The 664-nt window shown below is 37.3% G+C and carries 3 protein-coding genes; all 3 read right to left on the reverse strand.

Annotated elements, in window-relative coordinates:
- On the reverse strand, positions 1-170 hold a 170-nt coding region (locus tag LC033_RS16655), incomplete at its 3' end, for an N-acetylmuramoyl-L-alanine amidase family protein (protein ID WP_226570355.1).
- Between the two features lie 61 nt (positions 171-231).
- Positions 232-495, reverse strand: coding sequence for a phage holin (locus LC033_RS16660; protein WP_226570353.1), 264 nt, complete (start codon positions 493-495; stop codon positions 232-234).
- 20 nt (positions 496-515) lie between these two features.
- Positions 516-664: BhlA/UviB family holin-like peptide (locus LC033_RS16665; protein WP_226570357.1), on the reverse strand; the 149-nt coding region annotated here is incomplete at its 5' end.

The raw sequence follows: 664 nt of genomic DNA on the forward strand, positions 1-664 counted from the left end.
TAAACGTCAGTTGATCGTGTGAGCTTAACCGTTGCCCCATACACCTTTTCAAGAATCGCTTTCGTTTTCTTTGCGATCTTTAATACAAGATCCTTTTCTTTTAATCCGTTTGCTACTGCGCCTGGATCGTGCCCACCGTGTCCTGGATCAAGCATAATTTTCTTTTTCATATTCATCTTCTCCCTAAAAAATTAATTTTGGTATTTAAAAAGAGCTACCTGGGGCAGCCCTTTATTTTGTTAATCCTTTTTGTCTTAGAACTTCTTTCTGAAGTTTGCCTTTGTCTGTTACATAGTTATTTTTGAACCATGCGACAAGCGTCGTTACCAGTGTAAAGATCATTGATCCCGCAAGGTATAACGTATCTGCCAATGAAGTGACTTGATCTTCGTCAATTGGCAAAACAGGTTTCCCGAACATGATAAGTCCTTGGTTGATCAATGCAATAAAAAGAAGCACCGTCCGAATGACCGTGCCTTTGTCAAAGTTTTTCATATTAAATTCCTCTTTTCGTTTTATTTTTGGTTTCTTTCGATTCGATCTAATTTTTCAATGACAACATCATATTTCTCACTAAATTGTGCTAATACACTATTCTGTGCGTCTATTTGCTCGTTTAGCTTGTTCTCACGCTCTCTAGTTGTATTGAGGACATAAAACAACA

Origin of the sequence: Bacillus stratosphericus (assembly GCF_020524495.1) — a bacterium.
In the GTDB taxonomy this organism is placed as follows: Bacteria; Bacillota; Bacilli; order Bacillales; family Bacillaceae; genus Bacillus; species Bacillus stratosphericus_B.

Bases quoted from the DNA above. Each gene is read 5' to 3' on its own strand.
- LC033_RS16660 (WP_226570353.1), bottom strand. From the start codon at position 495: ATGAAAAACTTTGACAAAGGCACGGTCATTCGGACGGTGCTTCTTTTT.